Genomic DNA, 15525 nt, shown 5'->3' on the forward strand with positions numbered 1-15525 from the left:
ACCACCGAGAGGAGACGCGCCATGCGGTCGTACCCCAGGATCGACCCGGGTGGACGACCGCCCGGCGTGGGCCGGCGGGCCGCCGTCGGCGTCACGCTGGCCGCTGCCCTGCTCGCCGCCGCCGGCGGCTGCGCGGTCGGCCCGGAGCCGGCCGGACCGCCCGCCGAGGTCGCCGTCCCGGCGGCCACCGCCTCGCCGCTGCCCACCGGCCCCACCCCGGCCGGCCCGGCGAGCCCGGCGGCCCCGGCCCGGGTGCCCGACACGCTGCGCTTCACCGCGAAGACCCTGGACGGTACGGCCTTCTCGGCGGCGGACCTGGCCGGCCGGCCGGTGGTGCTCTGGTTCTGGGCGCCGTGGTGCGCGACCTGCGCCAGCCAGGCGTGGACGGTGGCCGAGATCGCCCCGAAGTACCGCGACACCGTGCCGATCGTCGGGGTGGCCGGCCTGGGTGAGCAGCGGGCCATGAAGGACTTCGTCGAGGAGTTCGACCTGGCCGGCACGCCACAGCTCGACGACCGCGCCGGGGCGCTGTGGCGCCGCTTCGAGGTCGTCGAACAGAGCACCTTCCTGGTGATCGACCGGGACGGGAAGGTCGTCCACCAGGGCTTCCTGGACGGCGAGGACCTGACCCGCCGGGTCGCCGCGCTGGCCGGCTAGATGCAGACCCCGCTGCTGCTCGCGCTGACCGCCGGCATGCTCGGCGCGGTCAACCCGTGCGGCTTCGCGATGCTGCCGGCGTACCTGTCGCTGCTGGTCGCCGGCGACGGACGTGGCCCGGTCCGCCGCGCGCTCACCGCCGCCGCCGGCCTGACCTGCGGGTACGTCGTGGTCTTCGGCGCGTTCGGGATGGCCGTGGCGCCGCTGGCCGGTTGGCTGCGCCCCCGGCTGCCCTGGCTGACGGTCACCCTCGGGCTGGGGCTGCTGGCGCTCGGCTGCTGGCTGCTCGCCGGCCGCCGGCTACCTGCCCCCGGCGGTCTCGCCGGCCGGGCGCCCCGGCTCACCCGCTCCTGGGCGTCCATGGCGCTGTTCGGGATGGCGTACGCGCTGGCCTCGCTGACCTGCACCATCGCCCCGTTCCTGGCGATCGTGGTGACCAGCCTCCAGGCCGGCTCGACGCTGCGCGGGCTGGCGCTCTTCGTCGCGTACGCGATCGGGATGGGGCTGGTGGCGGCGGTGGCCGCGCTCGGGGTGGCGCTGCTGCGCGGTGCGGTGGTGGCCCGGCTGCGCGCCGCCGGCGCGTGGGTGCCCCGGCTCAGCGGGCTGGTGCTGCTTCTCGCCGGCGGCTACGTCGCCTGGTACGGCTGGTACGAGGTCCGGCTGGCGCAGGGCCGGCGCGACGCGTTCGGTGATCCGGTGGTGGTGGGCGCGGCCCGGGTCCAGCGGGCGCTGGTCACCGCGCTGGACGCGGTCGGCCCGGCGGTGCTCGCGGCGATGCTGGTGGGCCTGCTGACGGCGGCAGTGCTGGCGCGGCGCCGCGCCCGGCCGGCGGAGCGGGTCGACCCGGCGACCGGAGACGGACGGCGGGGACCGGGAGACCCGGTCCCCGCCGACGTCGAGGCGGTCAGCGGCTCGGCGTGAGCCGGTCGGTGCCGAGCCGGTCGTGGAGCACCTCCGGCAGCAGCACCGAGCCGTCGGGCTGCTGGAACTGCTCCAGGATGGCCGGGAAGAGCCGGCTGGTGGCCAGCGCCGACCCGTTGAGGGTGTGCACGAACCGGGTCTGCTTGCCGCCCGGCTCGCGGTAGCGGATGGCCGCCCGGCGGGCCTGGTAGTCGCCGGCCCAGGAGACCGACGACACCTCCTTGTACTTGCCGGTGCTCGGCATCCAGACCTCGATGTCGAGGGTCTTCTTCATCGACGCGCTGGCGTCACCGGCGGAGAGCAGGGTGCGCTGGTAGTGCAGGCCCAGCTTCTCGACCAGGCTCTCGGCGTGGGCGAGCATCGCCTCCAGCGCCGTGTCGGCCTGCTCCGGCAGGCAGAACTGGAAGATCTCCACCTTGTTGAACTGGTGGCCGCGCACGGTGCCGCGCTCGTCGGAGTGCGAGCCGGCGGCCTCGCGGCGGTAGCACGGGGTGTAGGCGAACGCCTTCAACGGCAGCTTCCCGGTGTCCAGGATCTCGTCCTGGTACGCCCCGAGGATCGCCGTCTCCGAGGTGGGCAGCAGGAACTGCCCGCGCGGGGCGGACTCCCGGTCCAGGTGGTAGACGTCGTCGTAGAACTTGGGGAACTGTCCGGCGGCGAAGCCGGCGGTGTCCAGCAGCAGGTGCGGCGGGAGCAGGAACTCGTAGCCAGCCTTGACGTGCTCGTCGATGAACCAGTTGATGAGGGCCCACTCCAGCCGGGCACCCAGGCCGGTGTACATCCAGAAGCCCGAGCCGCCGAGCTTGACCCCGCGCTCGTGGTCGACCAGGCCCAGCATCCGGCTCAGCTCGACGTGGTCGCGGACCTTCTCGATCGCCGGTGGCGCACCGAAGGTCTTCACCACCCGGTTGGCTTCCTTGCCGCCGGGCAGCACGTCGTCGGCGGGCATGTTGGGCAGCTCGCTCATCGTGCCGCGCAGCCGGGACTGCACCTCGTCCAGCTCGGACTCCAGCTCCGCGAGCTGCTTCCGGCCGGCCTCCGGCGCGGAGACCTCCGGCTCGGCGCCGGCGCGCTTCGCCGCCGCGTACGCCCGGGCCTCCGCCTTGCGGCGCTGCCGCTCGGCGTCGATCTCGGTGATCAGGGCGCGGCGCTCCTGGTCGAGTCGCTGGATCTCGTCCAGGACCCGATTGACCTCGGCGGGATCCAGTCGCTTCGCCAGCGCGGTCGCCACCGCCTCGCGATCCTTCCGGATCAACTCCATGTCGAGCATGCTGCTCCGTACGCCTCCGTCCGGGATGTCAGGTGAGACCACCAGATGCTACCGTCGCGCCTCCCCGCCGCCGGTACGGCCCGGACGAGCCGCCCCGCCGGGCCTCCCGGCGCCGCAGGGCGTCCGACGGGCGGCGCGATCCGCCAGGTCAGCGCCGGACGAGGATCAGGGCCGAGGATCAGGGCCGAGGTCAGAGCCGGATGGGCATCAGGATCGAGAAGGCGTCCTCGTCGTCGGGGCGGCGGATCGCCAGCGGGGCGATCGGGCCGTCCAGCTCCAGCACCAGCTGCGGGCCGCCCGCGGCGTCCAGCGCGTCCAGCAGGTAGTCGCCGTTCACGCCGACCCGCAGCTCGCCGGGGCTGATGGCGGCGGCGGCACCGTCCGGGCCCGCGGCCAGGTCGTCCGGGCCGAGCAGGCGCAGGCCGTCCCGCTCGTCGAGGCCGAGCACGGTCACCGCCAGCGGCACGCCCTCGTGGTCGCGGGTGACGGTGGGCGCCCCGCCGTCGCGCAGCGCCGCGCGCAGGGCGGGCGCGTCGACCGGGATCCGCCGGACGGGGGCCTCGCCGGCCGCCCGGTGCAGCAGCCGGCGGTAGTCGGGGAAGTCGTACGGCAGGGCGGTCGCGGTGACCGCCCGACCCGCCACGCTGACCGTCACCTCGGCTCCGGCCAGGCTCAGGTGCGCCTCGGGGGTCGCCCCGGCGCCGGTGTCCAGCAGCGCGCGGATCTCGTCCACCGCGCCGACCGGGAGCAGCGCGCGCACCGCCGGGCCGTCCACCCGCCCGGGGGTACGCGCCAGCGCCAGGCGGTGCCGGTCGGTGGCGACCAGCCGTACGCCGTCGGCCTCCACGTCGAGGAGTACACCGGCCAGGACCGGCAGCTCCGGGTCGGCGCCGACGGCGAAGCGGACGGCGTCGACGGCGGCGGCCAGGTCGACGCGGGACAGCACGATACGGGTGGTCATCGGGGTCTCCTCGGGATCGAGCAGGGCACGGATCCGGGAGAGTTCGCGGCGGGCGTCGGCCAGGCCGTCCTCCAGCCGGCGCAGGTGCGCGTCGAGCAGCCGCCCCACCACCGCCGGCTCGGCCCGGTGGCGCAGCGCCTCGGAGATCCCCGTCAGCGGCATGCCGACCCGGCGCAGGCCGGCGACCAGCCGTGCCGGGGCCACCTGCTCGTCGGTGTACCACCGGTAGCCGGTCACCGGGTCCACCAGCGCCGGGGTCAGCACCCCGCAGCGGTCGTAGAACCGCAGGGCGCTGACCGTCAGGCCGCTGGCCCGGGCCAGCTCACCGATGCTGCGCAGCTCGCTCTCCACGACGGTGATCCTGTCGTCTCAACCAGGTCGAGGGTCAAGCGGCGGGGCGGTCGGCGCTCACCGCGGCGCGTCCAGCACCCGGAACGTGATGCCCGCCTTCACCAGCCGGTCCAGCAGCGCGTCGCCCATCGCGGTGACCGGGGTGACCTGCCCCGCGGTGGCCGGCAGATCGTCGCAGGCCAGGCAGAGCGCCGACTCGCCGAGCATCTTCGCCGTCTCGTCGTATCCGGGGTCGCCGCCGGAGACCTCGGTCAGCACCCGCCGGCCCCCGCCGGAGCCGAGGAAGCGCACCCGGAACCAGGACTTCGCCCGCTGCTCGGCGGTCGGCCCCTGACCGGAGGCGAGCCGGCCGAACAGCCAGCGCCGGGTCGGCGGCAGCTTCACCAGGCCGACCAGGCCGGCCAGCCCGACCCCGCTGGCCAGCACCGTGGGCAGTCGCTTCACCGCGGCGAAGTGCCGGTAGCGGAAGTCCGGGCCGTACTCCGGGCGGGCCGCCGCGGACCGGCGGACCACCTGCGGGTCGATGGTGGGCAGCGGCACCGCCCACATGCCGATCTCCTTCGACCGGCCCACCCTGCCCGGCACCGCGCGAACCCGGCGCCCCTCCGGCCGGGGCTCGACCGCCTTGCGCTCCTTCGCCGCCCGGTTCGTCTCGCCGGTGCGGGAGAACGCGGTCAGTGCCGAGTGGTACGTGCCGGCGGAGAACCGCCCGCCCGCCCGGACGAAGCCGTCCACCGTGATCGGCCCGTCCGACGGGAGCTGCTTGACGGTGTACCAGGTCCCCAGGTCGTGCGGGATCGAGTCGAAGCCGCAGGCGTGCACCAGCCGGGCCCCGGTGCGCACCGCCTCGGCGTGGTGTCGCACGTACATCCGGTCGACGAACTCCGGCTCGCCGGTGATGTCCAGGTAGTCGGTGCCGGCGGTGGCGCACGCGGCCACGAGCGGCTCCCCGTGGTGGACGTACGGGCCGACGGTGCTGGCCACCACCCGGGCGCTCTCGGCGACCATCTGCAGCGACGCGGCGTCGGTGACGTCGGCGGTGAGCAGCGGCAGCTCGACCAGCGCCGGGTCGATGTCGGCGAGCCGGTCGCGGACCGCCGCCAGCTTGGTCGGGTTGCGCCCGGCGAGGGCCCAGCGCAGCCCGGCGGGGGCGTGCCGGGCCAGGTACTCGGCGGTCAGGCCACCGGTGAAGCCGGTCGCGCCGAACAGGACGATGTCGTACGGGCGGTCGTCAGGCATCCGCCGAGTGTGCCACCCGCGAGGACGTTTTCACCGCTGCGGAACGAAGATCCTCCCGGCAGAGCGCGCTCATCCCGGACCCTCCAGCGGCGAGCGGTTCGCGCGCAGCACCTCGCCGGTCTCGGCGAGCTGCTTGACCCGGCGCAGCACGCCGCGCAGGTACAGGCCCGGGTCGTCGCCGACCAGGTGCGCCGCCATTCCGGGCAGGGTCGTCACCCCGCCGAGCGGGCGGACGGCCAGTTCGCTGCCGCGCCCGCCGGGGGCCGGGCGCAGGTGCAGCTCGACCGCGCCGTCCAGCGGGCGCAGCGGCTCCGGCCACCCGCCGCCGGGCAGCACCTCCGCCGGTGGCCGGTCGACCGTCACCACCTGCCAGCGGCCGGGCCGCGGGTCGGCGCCGGCCGCGCGGGGCCAGTTCCCCCTCCGGGGTACGACCAGCGCGCGCAGCGCCGCCGCGCCCGCGGTGGCCGCCACGAGGGTGAGCGCGACCCGCCGTCCCATCCGTACCACCTGCCCCTCCCGCTGCCCGGGCCGGTTGCGGTACGGGCGACCGGTCACGCGCGGCCGGTCGCCCGTGTACGCCCAGGGTCGGGGTGGCCCGGGTGAGCCGTGCTCCCCCCGAAGGGGTGAACCCGGCCGGGCCGGGTAAGCGCCGCCGACCTGGGGAGGAACGCGTCGACGGGGGTGGGTGCATGCCGCAGCGGCAGCTGAGCAGCAACGGGATCGCCGAGGCGTCGGCCGGCCCGCCGCCGCTGCTCGCCTCCCGGCTGGCTCCGCCCGCGCTGCCCGAGCCGGTGCTGCTGCGGCCGCGGCTGATCTCCCGGCTGGACGCCGGGGTCGCCGGGCCGGTCACCCTGGTCCGCGCACCGGCCGGCTGGGGCAAGACCACCCTGCTCGCCGCCTGGGCGGGTGCCGCGCCGGAACCGGGGCCGGCGTGGGTGCAGGTGGAGGATGGTGACACCGGGGAGCGGCTCTGGGCGTACCTGGCGGCGGCGCTGCGCGGGGTGGCGGAGCCGGCGGCGGAACCGGCCGTACCGGCGACCCCGCCCCGCCCCGACCAGCTGGAGCTGCTCGCCGCCGGCCTGGCCGCCCGGGAGCGGCCGGTGCTGCTGGTCCTGGACGACCTGCACCGGGTCACCGACCCGGCCGCGCTGACCGGGCTGGAGTTCCTGCTGCGGCACACCGACGGGCGGCTGCGCCTGGTCGCCGGGGCGCGCACCGACCTGCCGCTGGCCCTGCACCGGCTGCGGCTGGCGGGCGAGCTGACCGAGATCGGCCCCGACGAGCTGGCCTTCACCGAAGACGAGGTCGCCGACCTGCTGGTCGCGCACGGCGCACCGCTGCCCGCCACGGCGGTCGCCCGGCTGCGGGAGCGGACCGGTGGCTGGCCGGCCGGGCTGCGGTTCGCCGCGCTCGCCGCCGGGGATCGCGCCGACCCGGAACGCTGGGCCGAGCGGTTCGGCGGCGACCAGCCGGACGTCGCCGCGTACCTGCGGGCGGAGGTGCTGGCCGGGTTGCCGCCGTCGGCGCGGGACCTGTTGCTGCGGGCGGCGGTCGCGCCGGCGGTCCGCGCCGACCTGGCGGACGCGCTGACCGGTCGGGGTGACGGCGGCCAGTTGCTCGCCGGGCTGGCCCGGGAGAGCGGCTTCGTGCACCGCGACGACAGCGAGCCGCCCTGGTACCGGGCCCACCCGCTCCTGGCCGACCTGCTCCGCGAGGAGCTCGACGGGCTGGGCGAGGACGAGCGGCGCGATCTGCACCGGCGGGCGGCGGGCTGGTACGCCGGTCACGACCGCCCGGCCGAGGCGCTGCGCCACGCGCTCGCCGCCGGCGAGTGGGATCGGGCCAGCGAGCTGCTGCTCACCGGCTGGCCGGAGCTGGTCCCGTACGACCCGGAGGCCGCCGCCGGCCCGCCGCCACCGGCGCCGCCGCCCGAGGCGGTCCGCCGCGACCCGGAGCTGGCCCTGGCCGGCGCGGCCGAACGGGCGTACGCGGGCGACAGCGGAGCCGCCGCCGCCCGGCTGCGCGAGGCTGTGGCGGCGGCCGGGTCGCTGGCCGCGCCGCGCCGGGACCGGTTCCGTCGGCTGGCCACCGCGTTGGAACTCACCCTGGCCCGGCTCGCCGGGGATCACCGGGAGGTACGCGCCGCCGCCGCCCGACTGCTCGCCACCCGCGACCCGGCGCAGGTCGACAGCCCGGACACCGACGACCCGCGTACCGGTGAGGACGCCGACGTGCGCGCGGTGGCCGGCACCGCACTCGGCCTGGTCGACCTCGCCGAGGGCGACCTGCCGGCGGCGTCGGCGAGCTTCGGCGCGGCGCTCGACGCCGCCCGCCGGGCCGGGCGGCCCCGCACCGAGCTGGTCTGCGCGGCGCGGTACGCGGTGCTGCACGCGCTCGCCGGGGAGCTGCGCGCGGCGGAGCGGACCGCCCGGAGGGCGCTGGAGATGCCGTCCTGCCAGGGCTGGTCCAGCCGGACCGAGTGCGCCCACGCCCACCTGGCGTTGGCCCTGGTGGCGCTGCACCGCGACCAGCCCGAGGAGGCCACCGCGCACCTGGCGCTGACCGGCCCGGCCGGCGGGGACGCGACGGTCGCCGCCGCGGCGGCGCTGTGCCGGGGCGGGCTGCTGCGCGACGCGGGGGAGCCGGCGGCGGCGACGCAACTGGTCGCGCGGGCCCGGGAGGAGCTGGCGTCCCGGTCCGTCGCGGGGGAGCTCGCCGACCGGCTGCTCGCGCTGGAGGCGGACCTGCGTGGTGAGCAGGGCGACGTGGACACCGCCCGGGGGCTGCTCGCCGATCGGGCGCGGGCACCCGAGCCGGCGCCGGCGCTGGCCCTGGCCCTCGCCCAGGCGGAGCTGCGGGCCGGCGACGTACGGGCGGCCGGCTACGCCCTGCCGGACTGGGACGCCCCGGTCGCCGAGGACTGGCCGCTGCCGGTGCGCCTCGGGGCCGGAGTGCTGGAGGCGGTGCTGGCCCGCCGGGGCGGCGATGTCCGGCGCGCGGGGCGGCTGCTGGAACGGGTGCTCGACCTGGCCGGTCCGGAGGGCCACCGGCGGGTGTTCACCCGGGCGGAGCCGGTGGTGCGCGACCTGCTCGCCGCCCACCTGGACTCCGGCACCGCGCACTGGCCGACGGTGAGCGACCTGGTCCGGGGCGCCGACGAGCCCGGCGAACGGGGCGCGGCGGGGCCGGAGTCGGCGTTGGACGAGCCGCTGACCGAGCGGGAGCTGACCATCCTGCGCTACCTGCAGAGCATCCTGTCCAACGTGGAGATCGCCAGCGAACTGTCCCTGTCGGTCAACACCGTCAAGACGCACGTCCGCAACATCTACCGCAAGCTCGACGCGACCCGCCGGCGCGAGGCGGTGCGGCGGGCCCGCGAGCTGCGGCTGATCTGACCCGTCGCGCCGACCACCGCCGGGCGGTGCGATCCCGGCGGTGGTCGGCGAGGTGGTGGGGTCAGGCGCCGGCCGCCGCGTCCACCGCGGCGAGCAGCTCCGGCAGGTCGTGCCCGCCCTCGTGGCGGATCTCGTTGACGAAGAGGGTGGGTGTGCCGTTCACCCCGCTGCGGATCCCGCCGACGAAGTCCCGCCGCACCCGGTCGGCGTACGCGTGCCGTTCGACCTCCGCGCTCACCTCGTCGGGCGGGAGGCCGAGCTGTTCGACGCCGAGCGACAGGTGCACCGGGTCCAACTGGTCCTGGTGCTCGTAGAGCCAGTCGTGCATGTCCCAGAACCGGTCCCGGCGCGCGGCCGCCTCGGCGACCTCGGCGGCGCTCTCCGCGTACGGGTGGACGTTGGCGATGGGGAAGTGCCGGTAGACCAGCCGGACGGTGGCGCTGCGCTGGCGCAGCACCTCGGCCAGGTTCGGGTACGCCGCCCCGCAGTACCGGCACTGGAAGTCGCCGTACTCGACGATGGTGACCGGCGCGTCCGCCGGACCCCGGACGTGGTCGGTTTCGTCCACCGGCGTGCGCAGCCGGGAGGTGACCTGGAGCGGTGTCGTCATCGGGTCACCACCCGCCGATCCGACCCGATCTCCTCCAGCGCGTCGAGGATGCCGTCGGCGCCCGGGTTGACCTCCGGCGGCGACAGCTGGCTCCAGGCCACCATCCCGTCCGGGTCGAGCACCACCAGCGCCCGCGCCGACTGCCCCTGCGAGGTGTAGGCGCCGTACCGGCGGGACACCTCGCCCTTGGGCTCGAAGTCGGCCAGCAGCGGGAACGCGATGCCCCGGGCCTCGGCGAAGGCCTGGTGCGACCAGACGCTGTCGACGGAGATGCCGAGCAGCACCGCGTCGTACCGGTCGAACTCCGGCATCGCCGCCTGGTACAGCGTCATCTGGTCGCCGCAGACCGGGGTCCAGTCGGCGGGGTAGAAGGCGAGCACCACCGGCCGGCCGCGGAACTGCCCGGGGCCGATGCGCCGCCCGTCCGGGGTGGCCGGCAGGGTGAAGTCGGGCGCCCGGCTCCCAGATCTGATCAGCCCGTCCGAATCAGTCATGACTCCCACGGTGCCCGCCGGCCGGGTGACGGCGGATCACCCGGCCCGGGTGGTCTCAGCGGGCCGCCACCGTGACGTGGTTGTGCACCTCGCGGATGCCAGGGGCGGACCAGACGATCCGCTCCACCTCGTCGCGCTCGGGCACGGAGTGCACCAGGCCGTCGATGACCACCGTGTCGCCGTAGACCCGGATGCTGATCCGGTCCGGCTCGGTGGCGCCGCTGCGGGCGAGCGCGTCGACGATCCGGTCGGGCAGTTCGGCGCCGCTCGGCGGGGTGGGCGGCCGGACGGTGATGCCGTTGCTGACCCCGCGTACGCCGGTGAGCCGGCCGACCACGCGCTCGGCGGCCCGGCGCTGGTACTCCCACTCGACCCCGCCGCGCAGCGTCACCCAGCCGTCGGCGACGGTCACCGCCAGGTCCTCCACCGGCACGAAGGCGTCCCACTCCAGGGCCCGCTCGGCGGCCCCGGCGATCTCCGTGTCGGTCCGCTCGGCCGACGGGCCGAGCCGCACCGCCAGGTCGTTGGCGACGGCCCGGACCCGGGCCACCCGGTGCGCGGCCCGCTCGGCGGCCCACTTGGCGGCGTAGCTGTCCACCCGCCCGGTCAGGGTCACCACCCCCTCGGCGACGGTGACCCCCACCTCGGCCGGGCTCACCCGGGGTTCCCAGGTCAGCTCGTCGAGCACGTCGGTCTGGATGTCCTGGTCGGTACGCGTGACGGTGGTCGCGCTGGCCATGCGCTCACTCCTCCCGGGATCGGGGCACTAGGCGGGTGCTGAGCCCGCCGACCGCGATCCTGTCGCCGCATCGGATGAACCGCCGTCACCCGCACCGGGTGACCGGCCGCGTGCCGGGCGTCGACAATCGGGGGTCGGCTCGGGCACGATCTGGCGGTCGGCGAGGGGCGGGAGCGATGGACGGGATGCGCCGGGCGGCGCGGGCGCTGTGGCGGGTGGCCCGGCACGAATGGACCGTCGTCGTGCTCGGGTCGCTGGCGCTGGCCGCCGCGCTGACCTGGCCGACGCTGCGCGACCCGGCCGGCACCATCCCGCAGGACACCGGCGACCCGACGTTGCAGGCGTGGCAGGTGGCCTGGGGCGGGCACGCCCTGCGGACCGACCCGGCGCACCTGTGGCACTCGAACACGTTCTTCCCCGAGCCGTACACCTACGCCTACTCCGACACCCTGCTCGGCTTCGCCCCGTTCGGCCTCGTCGGCGAGGGGCCGGTGGCCGCCGTCGTCCGGTACAACCTGCTCTACGTGCTGGTGCACGCGCTGGCCTTCGTCGGGGCGTACGCGCTGTCCCGGCAGTTGGGGGCCGGGCGGGCGGGGTCGGCGGTGGCCGGGGCGTCGTTCGCGTACGCGCCGTGGAAGCTGGCCCAGGCCGGGCACCTGCACGTGCTGAGCGTGGGCGGGGTGGCCCTGGCGCTGGCCATGCTGGCCCGGGGGCACGGCTGGTCGCTGCGGCACGGACACCGGCCCGACCGGGTCCGCCCCGGCTGGGCGGCGGCGGGCTGGGCGGTCGCCGCCTGGCAGATCACCCTCGGCTTCGGCATCGGCCTGCCCTTCGCGTACGTCCTCGTCCTGCTCTGCCTCGCCGTCGCGGTGGCGTACGGCGTGACCTGGTGGCGGCGCCGGACGCGGCCGGCGGTCCCGCGCGGGTTGTTCCTGGCCGACCTGGCCGGGGTCAGCGGTTTCGCCGGGGTGACCCTGCTGATGGCGGCGCCGTACCTGGAGGTGGTGGCCCGCCACCCGGCCGGCCGGCGGACGGCCGCGCAGGTCGACATGTTCTCCCCGCCGGCCCGGGGTTTCCTGATCGCCCCGCCCGAGTCCTGGCTCTGGGGCGAGCGGCACGGGGCGGCCCGGGCGACGCTCGGCTTCCCGGGGGAGATGACCCTGCTGCCCGGCGTGGTGCTGATCGCGCTGGCCGCGGCCGGGCTCGTCTTCTCGGTCTGGCGGCTGCGGCAGCGGATCGCGCTGGCCGTCGGGGTGCTGGTCAGCCTCGCCCTCGCGGCGGGCAGCAGCTTCGGCGGCGACGGCCACCCCGGCTATCTGACGCTGATGCGGCACCTGCCGGGCTGGGACGCCCTGCGTACCCCGGGCCGGCTGGTGCTCTGGACGACGCTGTTGCTGGGCGTGCTGGCCGCCGGGGTGCTGACGGTTCAGGACCGGTCGCCGACGGGGACGAGTCCCAGGGGCTGGCGCCGGTGGACGCGGGTGGCGCTGGTGCTGCCGGTGCTGCCGGTGCTGCTGGTGCTGGTGGAGGGGGTGAACCGGACCCCGCACGTGCCGGTGCCGGCGCAGCCGGCGGCGCTGCGCGGCGTCGCGGGGCCGGTGCTGGTGCTGCCGCTGGGTGGGATCCGCGAGTACCACGTGATGCTCTGGTCGACCGACGGCTTCCCGCGCACGGTCAACGGGCTCGCCTCGTTCACGCCGGAGAGTCAGCAGCGGATCCGGGATGCCGCGACGGGCTTCCCGGACGCGGCGTCGGTGGCGTACCTGCGGGCGGTCGGGGTGCGCACGGTGGTGCTGCTGCCCGGGTACGCGGCCGGAACTCCCTGGCAGGACGCGGCGGCCCGGCCGGTCGACGGGCTGGGGATCAGCCGCGAGCCGGCGGCCGACGGGGTGGTCTACCGGCTCGACCCGACGGAGTGACTGGGAGCGCTTCCACAGAGGATGTCGCAGCGGTTAGGGTGAATGCCTTCCTCGGCCGCGGGAGCCAGCGTGCCGGCGGGAAGCCAGGGCAGCTTCCCGCACCCGTCGACGTCCCCCTCGGGCCGTCGCGTCCCCACCTGGCATCCCCGAGAGGAACCGCAGATGCGGAGAAGTCTCGCCGGCGCGGTCACGTCCGTGCTCGCCGCCGCCACCGCCGTCGTGGCCGTGCAGGTCACCGTCGCACCGTCCACCCCGGCCGCCGCGGCGGCCGCCGAGCCGTACCACTGGCGCAACGTCCGGATCGACGGTGGCGGCTTCGTCCCCGGCATCATCTTCAACCAGACCGAGAAGAACCTGATCTACGCCCGCACCGACATCGGCGGGGCGTACCGCTGGGAGCAGGCCAGCCAGTCGTGGACGCCGCTGCTGGACTGGGTGGGCCCGGCCCGGTGGGGCTACAACGGCGTGGTCAGCATGGCCACCGACCCGGTGCAGACCAACCGGGTGTACGCGGCGGTCGGGATGTACACCAACGACTGGGACCCGAACAACGGCGCGATCCTGCGCTCGTCGGACAAGGGCGCCACCTGGCAGGTCACCGAACTGCCCTTCAAGAACGGCGGCAACATGCCCGGCCGGGGCATGGGGGAGCGGCTGGCCGTCGACCCCAACCGCAACAGCGTCCTGTACTACGGCGCCGAGGGCGGCAACGGGCTGTGGCGCAGCACCGACTTCGGGGCGACCTGGGCGAAGGTGGCGAACTTCCCCAACGTCGGCAACTACCGGGCCGACCCTGGTGACCCCGGCGGCTACAACGGCCAGAACCAGGGCCTGACCTGGGTGAGCTTCGACAAGAGCACCGGCACCCCCGGCACCGCCACGAAGACCATCTACGTCGGCGTGGCCGACAAGGAGAACCCGGTCTACCGCAGCACCGACGCGGGCGCCACCTGGGAGCGGATCGCCGGCCAGCCCACCGGCTACCTGGCCCACAAGGGCGTGGTCGACCCGGTCGGCGGCCACCTCTACATCGCCACCAGCGACACCGGCGGCCCGTACGACGGCGGCAAGGGCGACGTGTGGAAGTTCAGCCGGGCGACCGGCGCGTGGACGCGGATCAGCCCGATCCCGTCGACCAGCACCGACAACTACTTCGGCTACTCCGGCCTGACCATCGACCGGCAGCGGCCGAACACCCTGATGGTCGCCACCCAGGTCTCCTGGTGGCCGGACGCGATCTTCTTCCGCAGCACCGACGGGGGCGCCACCTGGACCCGGATCTGGGAGTTCGGCAGCTACCCGAACCGCACCAAGCGCTACACCATGGACGTCAGCTCGGTGCCGTGGCTGACCTTCGGCGGCAACCCCTCCCCGCCGGAGGAGACCCCGAAGCTGGGCTGGATGAACGAGTCGGTGGAGATCGACCCGTTCGACTCCAACCGCTTCCTGTACGGCACCGGCGCGACCATCTACGGCAGCACCGACCTCACCAGGTGGGACAGCGGCGCGCAGTTCACCATCAAGCCGATGGTCAAGGGCCTGGAGGAGACCGCCGTCCTCGACCTGATCAGCCCGCCCTCGGGCGCGCCGCTGGTCAGCGCCCTCGGCGACATCGGCGGCTTCCGCCACACCGACCTCGCCGCCGTGCCGCCGATGATGTTCACCCAGCCGCACTTCACCAGCACCACCAGCCTCGACTACGCCGAGACCAGGCCGGCCGTCATGGTGCGGGCCGGCAACTTCACCGACGCGGACCGGCCGGGCGACAGCCACGTCGCCTTCTCCACCGACGGCGGGGCGAACTGGTTCCAGGGCACCGAGCCGTCCGGGATCGACAGTGGCGGCACGGTCGCCGCGTCGGCCGACGGCAGCCGGTTCGTCTGGGCGCCGGGCGACCCCGGCCAGCAGGTGGTCCGCTCGGTCGGCTTCGGCACCTCCTGGACCGCCGCCACCGGCATCCCGGCCAACGCGGTCATCGAGTCCGACCGGGTCGACCCGAACCGGTTCTACGGTGTCGCCGGCGGGCGCTTCCACGTCAGCACCGACGGCGGGGCCAGCTTCACCGCCACCTCCGCCACCGGGCTGCCCAGCGGCGGCGTCAAGTTCAAGGCGGTGCCCGGCCGCGCGGGTGACATCTGGCTGGCCGGCGAGGGCGGCCTGTGGCGTTCCACCGACGCCGGGGCCAGCTTCACCAGGCTCGGCGGCGTCACCACCGCGGGCAACGTCGGCTTCGGCAAGGCGGCACCGGGGCAGCCGTACCCGGCGGTGTTCGTGATCGGCACGGTGGACGGCCGGCACGGCGTGTACCGCTCGGACGACGCCGGCGGCAGCTGGGTGCGGATCAACGACGACCGGCACCAGTACGGCAACGCGGGCGAGGCGCTGACCGGCGACCCCCGGGTCCACGGCCGGGTGTACCTGGGCACCAACGGGCGCGGCATCCTGGTCGCCGACCGGCTCGGCGGCACGCCGAGCCCGACGCCGACCAGCCCGACGCCGGCCCCGACCTCACCCAGCCCCACCCCGACGCCCACCCCGACGTCACCGCCGTCGAGCGGCTGCGCGGCCACCTACCGGGTCACCGGGTCGTGGCAGGGCGGCTTCCAGGGCGAGGTGGTGGTGCGCAACTCCGGCACCGCGTCGATCGCCGGCTGGACGCTGGGCTGGACCTTCGCCGACGGGCAGCGGATCACCCAGCTCTGGGGCGGCTCGTACACCCAGACGGGGGCGAGCGTGTCGGTGCGGGACGCCGGCTGGAACGGCGCGCTCGGCGCCGGGGCCACCACCAGCGTCGGCTTCCTCGGCAGCGTCAGCGGCGGCAACGGCGTACCGGCGGTCACCTGCACCAGCCGCTGACCCCCGCGGGGCCGGTCGTGGTCGGTCGTCGTGGCCGACCCCGCACGCGCGACGTGGCGGTGTCCGGGAGTTCCCGGACACCGCCACGCGTGTCGATCCGCCGGGGACCGTTC

At 75.8% G+C, this 15525-nt stretch carries 12 protein-coding genes; 5 read left to right on the forward strand and 7 right to left on the reverse strand.

Annotation, left to right across the window (positions count from 1 at the left end; genetic code table 11):
* Positions 1 to 21: 21 nt before the first annotated feature.
* Together V6U88_RS04115 and V6U88_RS04120 are read left to right on the forward strand one after the other, a co-directional pair.
* Positions 22 to 657: a TlpA family protein disulfide reductase gene (locus V6U88_RS04115; protein ID WP_334449978.1), complete on the forward strand. Its 636-nt coding sequence runs from the start codon at positions 22 to 24 to the stop codon at positions 655 to 657.
* Positions 658 to 1578, forward strand: a complete 921-nt coding sequence (locus tag V6U88_RS04120) for a cytochrome c biogenesis CcdA family protein (protein ID WP_334449979.1) — start codon at positions 658 to 660, stop codon at positions 1576 to 1578.
* On the opposite strand, the gene serS is transcribed toward V6U88_RS04120, so the two are convergent.
* The 4 genes from serS to V6U88_RS04140 form a co-directional block, all read right to left on the reverse strand.
* Positions 1562 to 2848, reverse strand: a complete 1287-nt coding sequence (gene serS, locus V6U88_RS04125) for a serine--tRNA ligase (protein WP_334449981.1) — start codon at positions 2846 to 2848, stop codon at positions 1562 to 1564. The two genes, V6U88_RS04120 and serS, sit on opposite strands and share 17 nt — an antisense overlap.
* A gap of 190 nt (positions 2849 to 3038) precedes the next feature.
* Positions 3039 to 4148: a DNA polymerase III subunit beta family protein gene (locus V6U88_RS04130; protein ID WP_334450584.1), complete on the reverse strand. Its 1110-nt coding sequence runs from the start codon at positions 4146 to 4148 to the stop codon at positions 3039 to 3041.
* A gap of 69 nt (positions 4149 to 4217) precedes the next feature.
* On the reverse strand, positions 4218 to 5399 hold the full coding sequence (locus V6U88_RS04135) for a saccharopine dehydrogenase family protein (RefSeq protein WP_334449982.1): 1182 nt from the start codon (positions 5397 to 5399) through the stop codon (positions 4218 to 4220).
* Between the two features lie 69 nt (positions 5400 to 5468).
* On the reverse strand, positions 5469 to 5897 hold the full coding sequence (locus V6U88_RS04140; protein WP_334450585.1) for a hypothetical protein: 429 nt from the start codon (positions 5895 to 5897) through the stop codon (positions 5469 to 5471).
* A 191-nt stretch (positions 5898 to 6088) separates the two neighbouring features.
* On the opposite strand from V6U88_RS04140, the gene V6U88_RS04145 reads away from it, so the two are divergent.
* Positions 6089 to 8794: a LuxR C-terminal-related transcriptional regulator gene (locus V6U88_RS04145; RefSeq protein WP_334449983.1), complete on the forward strand. Its 2706-nt coding sequence runs from the start codon at positions 6089 to 6091 to the stop codon at positions 8792 to 8794.
* Between the two features lie 61 nt (positions 8795 to 8855).
* On the opposite strand, the gene V6U88_RS04150 is transcribed toward V6U88_RS04145, so the two are convergent.
* The 3 genes from V6U88_RS04150 to V6U88_RS04160 are packed head-to-tail and all read right to left on the reverse strand — an operon-like array spanning position 8856 to position 10637.
* The gene (locus tag V6U88_RS04150) at positions 8856 to 9404 is read right to left on the reverse strand and encodes a DsbA family protein (RefSeq protein ID WP_334449985.1); all 549 of its coding nucleotides are present in this window, start codon (positions 9402 to 9404) and stop codon (positions 8856 to 8858) included.
* Positions 9401 to 9898 (reverse strand): redoxin domain-containing protein, encoded by a 498-nt coding sequence (locus tag V6U88_RS04155; protein WP_334449987.1) that lies wholly within the window; start codon positions 9896 to 9898, stop codon positions 9401 to 9403. The genes V6U88_RS04150 and V6U88_RS04155 overlap by 4 nt, the downstream gene beginning before the upstream one ends.
* A gap of 55 nt (positions 9899 to 9953) precedes the next feature.
* A complete protein-coding gene (locus tag V6U88_RS04160; RefSeq protein ID WP_334449989.1) occupies positions 9954 to 10637 on the reverse strand; it encodes a BON domain-containing protein in 684 nt (227 codons plus the stop codon).
* Between the two features lie 176 nt (positions 10638 to 10813).
* On the opposite strand from V6U88_RS04160, the gene V6U88_RS04165 reads away from it, so the two are divergent.
* Entirely contained in the window at positions 10814 to 12556 is a 1743-nt protein-coding gene (locus V6U88_RS04165; RefSeq protein WP_334449991.1) for a hypothetical protein, read from the forward strand.
* 162 nt (positions 12557 to 12718) lie between these two features.
* Positions 12719 to 15412 carry a cellulose binding domain-containing protein gene (locus V6U88_RS04170; RefSeq protein ID WP_334449993.1) on the forward strand — a complete coding sequence of 898 codons (2694 nt, stop codon included), beginning with the start codon at positions 12719 to 12721 and terminating at the stop codon, positions 15410 to 15412.
* Positions 15413 to 15525: the final 113 nt, after the last annotated feature.

This window comes from Micromonospora sp. CPCC 205739 (genome assembly GCF_036906795.1).
GTDB lineage: Bacteria > Actinomycetota > Actinomycetes > Mycobacteriales > Micromonosporaceae > Micromonospora.

Excerpts from the sequence above, each read along its gene's own strand:
- V6U88_RS04165 (WP_334449991.1), top strand. The coding sequence starts at position 10,814 with ATGGACGGGATGCGCCGGGCGGCGCGGGCGCTGTGGCGGGTGGCCCGG.
- V6U88_RS04120 (WP_334449979.1), top strand. The coding sequence starts at position 658 with ATGCAGACCCCGCTGCTGCTCGCGCTGACCGCCGGCATGCTCGGCGCG.
- V6U88_RS04160 (WP_334449989.1), bottom strand. The coding sequence starts at position 10,637 with ATGGCCAGCGCGACCACCGTCACGCGTACCGACCAGGACATCCAGACC.
- V6U88_RS04155 (WP_334449987.1), bottom strand. The coding sequence starts at position 9,898 with ATGACTGATTCGGACGGGCTGATCAGATCTGGGAGCCGGGCGCCCGAC.
- V6U88_RS04135 (WP_334449982.1), bottom strand. The coding sequence starts at position 5,399 with ATGCCTGACGACCGCCCGTACGACATCGTCCTGTTCGGCGCGACCGGC.
- V6U88_RS04150 (WP_334449985.1), bottom strand. The coding sequence starts at position 9,404 with ATGACGACACCGCTCCAGGTCACCTCCCGGCTGCGCACGCCGGTGGAC.
- serS (WP_334449981.1), bottom strand. The coding sequence starts at position 2,848 with ATGCTCGACATGGAGTTGATCCGGAAGGATCGCGAGGCGGTGGCGACC.
- V6U88_RS04145 (WP_334449983.1), top strand. The coding sequence starts at position 6,089 with ATGCCGCAGCGGCAGCTGAGCAGCAACGGGATCGCCGAGGCGTCGGCC.
- V6U88_RS04140 (WP_334450585.1), bottom strand. The coding sequence starts at position 5,897 with ATGGGACGGCGGGTCGCGCTCACCCTCGTGGCGGCCACCGCGGGCGCG.
- V6U88_RS04170 (WP_334449993.1), top strand. The coding sequence starts at position 12,719 with ATGCGGAGAAGTCTCGCCGGCGCGGTCACGTCCGTGCTCGCCGCCGCC.
- V6U88_RS04115 (WP_334449978.1), top strand. The coding sequence starts at position 22 with ATGCGGTCGTACCCCAGGATCGACCCGGGTGGACGACCGCCCGGCGTG.